Here is a 4,276-nt window from a genome sequence, read left to right on the forward strand (position 1 = left end):
CTCCGGCGCTGGGCGCCTCCGGCCGCCCGACCCGTGACCCCGGCCGGCCTTGGAAGACCGGAGAAACGTCGAACGCGCCGTTCCCCCTCGCTCGGGACGGCGCGTTCGGTGTTTGGCTACTTGTGCGGGACGGCGCTGTGGAGGGCGTCGGCGGTGGCGTTCTTGTGGGCGCAGGCGACGCGTTCGATCTCGGCGGGGTCGGCGTCCTTGGCGATGAGCTCCAGGATCCGCTCGTGCTCGACCACCGAGCGGCGGGCGCGGCCGGGGACGTAGGTGAAGGTGGAGCGGCGCATGTGGTCCAGGCGCGTCCACTCGGCCTCCAGGAGGGCCTTGAGGTGCCCGTCCGGGCAGTGCTCGTAGATGGAGAAGTGGAACTCCCGGTTGAGCGCGGTGAACGCGGTGGGGTCGAACTCCTCCAGCGCCTCGACCATGCGGTCGTTGATCTTGCGGGAGCGGCCGATCTCCCCGGACTTCATGAACGGCGCGGAGATGGCGGTGGCGTAGCCCTCCAGGCGGGCCAGGATCTGGAGCGTGTGCTCCACCTGCTCGGCCTCGAAGACCGCCACGCGGGCGCCGACGTTGCGCACCACCTCGACGAGCCCGTCGGACTGCAGGCGGCGCAGCGCCTCGCGCAGCGGGATGGTGCTGACCCCCGTCTCCTGGGCGAGCTGGTTGATGACCAGCCGGTAGCCGGGCACGTAGGTGCCCTCCAGGATGCGCGACCGCAGCAGCTCGTAGCAGAACTCGGCCTTGCTCTCCTTGGTCTGGTCCTGCTTCTTCGCGGCAGTCACCCGGTTCTCCTCATTGTCGGCCCGCACCCCCCGGTCGTGTTCGCCGGTCCCGTCGCCTGCGGGGGGACGACCCCCCACACCCCCGCAACGACCCTGTCACCGTGACAGCGCGTCGAGCAGGACGGCGCGGAAGCCCTCGCCGCCCAGCACTTCGTGATGGGCGCCCGGCACGGTGACCAGTCGCGCCTCGCCGAGTTCCCCGGCGAGCTCTCCGATTCCTCGTGTCAGCTCATCATTCTCTCCGACGACGAAGACCGGAAGGTCCTTCGCCTTCCATGCGCCTCCCGCGAAGGGGATAGCGCGCAGGCCCTCGACGCACAGCGCGAGCCCGGCCGCCCGGTCGCCGTAGGACGCGATCATGCCGGCGATCATCCCGGTGAACGGGTCGGCGGGCTCGGTCCCCTCCCGGACGGCGCGGTGCAGCGCGTCGACGTCCACGGCCGTGAACGGCTCCGTGGGGCTCAGCCCGCCAAGGACGGTGCGTTCCACACGGTCAGGCGCCGCCGCGGGCAGTTCCCATGCGATCCTGGCACCGAGCGAGTAACCGGCCGCGTCGAACGTGGAGATCCCGGCGCGGTCCAGGACGGCGACGAGGTCGGCGGCGATGGCCGGAGCGGTGGCCTCCGCGGAGGCGGCGGGCGACGGGCTCTCCCCGTGGCCGGGCAGGTCGGGGACGATGACCGTCCGCCCGGCGGCGGTGAGGGCGTCGGCGATGCCGGTGTCGACCCAGTCGGCCTTCCCGTCCGAGCAGAAGCCGTGCATGAGGAGCACGGGAGGCCCGGAGACCGGACCGGCGGACGTGAACGTGCGAACGGCGAGGTCGCCCATCCGTCAAGCACCTCCTAGAGGATTTCGCATACGATTTGCGATCATACTGCACGGGAACATCGAGTCCCGCTCCCGCCCGTCCCACATGTTGGAACGGTTGAAGCGAGACATATTGCACCCTCGTCATCGTGCATGACTTCATATACGATTTCCTCAGACCTGATGCCAGGTCCTGTTCCCGTCCGTCACAGGAGAGCTCGCAGTGCCGCACCCGCTGGGCGACCGGCCCTCGAAGGTCATCGCCGTCCACCTCAACTTCCCTTCGCGCGCGAGGGAGCGCGGGCGGATTCCCGCCGAGCCCTCGTACTTCCTCAAGCCGCCGTCCTCCCTCGCCGGCACCGGCGATCCCCTGGCCCGCCCGGCCGGCTGCGAGCTCATGACGTTCGAGGGCGAGATCGCACTGGTCATCGGGCGGCGCGCGCACCGGGTCGCGCCGGGGGACGCGTGGGACCACGTCGGCTGGGTGACGGCCGCCAATGACGCGGGCGTGCACGACCTGAAGTACGCCGACCGCGGCTCCAACCTGCGGTCCAAGGGCGCGGACGGGTTCACCCCGATCGGGCCGCGGCTGCTCGACGCCCGCGCCCTCGACCCGGCGGCGCTGCGGATCCGCACCTGGGTGAACGGCGAGATCGTCCAGGACGACACCAGCGACACCCTCCTGTTCCCGTTCGCCGCGCTGGTCGCCGACCTGTCCCGGCTGGTCACCCTCGAACCCGGCGACGTCATCCTCACCGGGACCCCGGCGGGCGCGTCGGTGGCCCGGCCCGGCGACACCGTCGAGGTCGAGGTGACCGCCGGATCCGAGTCCACCGGACGGCTGTCCAACACGGTCGTGGAGGCCGGGCCGCTCGCCGACTGGGGCGCGATGCCCCTCGCGGACGACGCCGCGCGCGCCGACGCCTGGGGTTCGGCCTACGTGGCGAAGCCCACGCTGGACGAGGCCGTCGCGGACGCGCTGCGCGGCCTGTCCACCGCCACGCTCAGCTCCCAGATGCGCAAGCGGGGGCTGCAGCACATGTCGATCGACGGCGTCCACCCGGCGGGCGGGGACGGCGTGAAGATGGTCGGCACCGCCCACACGCTCCGCTACCTGCCGCTCCGCGAGGACTTGTTCGAGCGCTATGGCGGCGGCATGAACGCGCAGAAGCGCGCCATCGAGGAGCTGCGTCCCGGCCAGGTGCTGGTGATGGACGCGCGCCGCGACTCCTCGTCCGGGACGATCGGCGACATCCTCGCCCTGCGCGCCCAGCGGCGCGGCGCCGCGGGCGTCGTCACCGACGGCGGGCTGCGCGACAGCGCGACCGTCGCCGGCATGGACCTCCCCGTCTTCCACGCGGGCGCGCACCCGGCCGTGCTCGGCCGCCGCCACGTCCCCTGGGACACCGGGCTGCCGATCTCCTGCGGCGGCGCGCTCGTCCAGCCGGGGGACGTCCTGGTCGGCGACGCGGACGGCGTCGTCGTCATCCCCCCGGACATCGCCCCGGGCCTCGCCGCCGACGCCGCCGAGCAGGAGGCGCAGGAACGCTTCATCACCGAGCGCGTCGCCGAGGGCGAGCCCGTCGACGGCCTGTACCCGCTCGGGCCGCGCTGGCGCGAGACCTACGAGACCTGGCGCCGCGACCACAGCTGAGACCCGCCGAGACACCTTGAGGAGCAGACGTTGAAGTTCCGCACCGACCCGGCCACGATCCGCGGGTCCATCGCGCCCGTCGTCACGCCGTTCACCGCCGGGGGCGCCGTCGACCATGACGCGCTGCGCGGCCTGATCCGCTGGCAGCTGGAGTCCGGCTCGCACGGGATCTCCCTCGGCGGCTCGACCGGCGAGCCGAGCGCGCAGACCGCGGCCGAGCGCATCGCCGCCATCCGGACGGCCGCGGACGAGGTCGCCGACCGCGTCCCGTTCCTGCCCGGCACCGGCTCGGCCAAGCTGGACGAGACCCTGGAGATCACCGCCGCGGCCCGCGACGCCGGGGCCGACGCCGCCCTGATCATCACCCCCTACTACGCGCGGCCCACCCAGAACGCCCTGTACGACTGGTACGCGGCCGTCGCGCGCGAGTTCCCCGACCTGCCGCTCGTGATCTACAACGTCCCGTCCCGGACGGCCGTGGACATCGCGCCGGAGACCGTCCGGCGGCTGTTCGCCGACTTCGACAACGTCGTCGGGATCAAGGAGACGACCAAGGACTTCGAGCACTTCTCCCGCGTCCTGCACGCCTGCGGGCCCGAGCTGCTCGTCTGGTCCGGGATCGAGCTGCTGTGCCTGCCGCTGCTCGCCCTCGGCGGCACCGGGTTCATCAGCGCCGTGGCCAACCTCGCGCCCGCCGCCGTCGCGCGGATGTACGAGCTGTGGACGGCCGGCGACCACGCCGCCGCCCGCGACCTGCACTACCGCCTGCACCCCCTGGTGGACCTGCTGTTCGTCGAGACCAACCCGGCGCCCGCCAAGTGGGTGCTGGAGCGGCAGGGCCGGATCCCGTCCGGGCACGTCCGGCCGCCGCTCGCGGCGCCGTCCGGCGACGCCCAGACGCGCATCCGCGCCCTGCTCGACCAGGGCGGCGACCTCACCGCGGGGATCTGAACGCCGATCCCCCGCGCCCAGCGCCGTCCCACAACGAACCGGAAGAGAGCACGATGCCCCTCCCCTCCTCCCC

The 4,276-nt window shown here is 72.7% G+C and carries 4 protein-coding genes; 2 read left to right on the forward strand and 2 right to left on the reverse strand.

Translation table 11 applies throughout. The features are described from left to right. Positions 1-116: 116 nt before the first annotated feature. Positions 117-791 (reverse strand): GntR family transcriptional regulator, encoded by a 675-nt coding sequence (locus tag ETD83_RS39955; RefSeq protein WP_138650455.1) that lies wholly within the window; start codon positions 789-791, stop codon positions 117-119. A gap of 96 nt (positions 792-887) precedes the next feature. After that, complete coding sequence (locus ETD83_RS39960; RefSeq protein WP_138650456.1) at positions 888-1,619, reverse strand: alpha/beta fold hydrolase; 732 nt, start codon at positions 1,617-1,619, stop codon at positions 888-890. Between the two features lie 202 nt (positions 1,620-1,821). On the opposite strand from ETD83_RS39960, the gene ETD83_RS39965 reads away from it, so the two are divergent. Continuing rightward, on the forward strand, positions 1,822-3,252 hold the full coding sequence (locus tag ETD83_RS39965; protein WP_138650457.1) for a fumarylacetoacetate hydrolase family protein: 1,431 nt from the start codon (positions 1,822-1,824) through the stop codon (positions 3,250-3,252). 30 nt (positions 3,253-3,282) lie between these two features. Next, positions 3,283-4,203, forward strand: coding sequence for a 4-hydroxy-tetrahydrodipicolinate synthase (dapA, locus tag ETD83_RS39970; protein ID WP_138650458.1), 921 nt, complete (start codon positions 3,283-3,285; stop codon positions 4,201-4,203). The last annotated feature ends 73 nt before the right edge of the window (positions 4,204-4,276 follow it).

This window comes from Actinomadura soli, from assembly GCF_005889715.1.
Classification (GTDB): domain Bacteria; phylum Actinomycetota; class Actinomycetes; order Streptosporangiales; family Streptosporangiaceae; genus Spirillospora; species Spirillospora soli.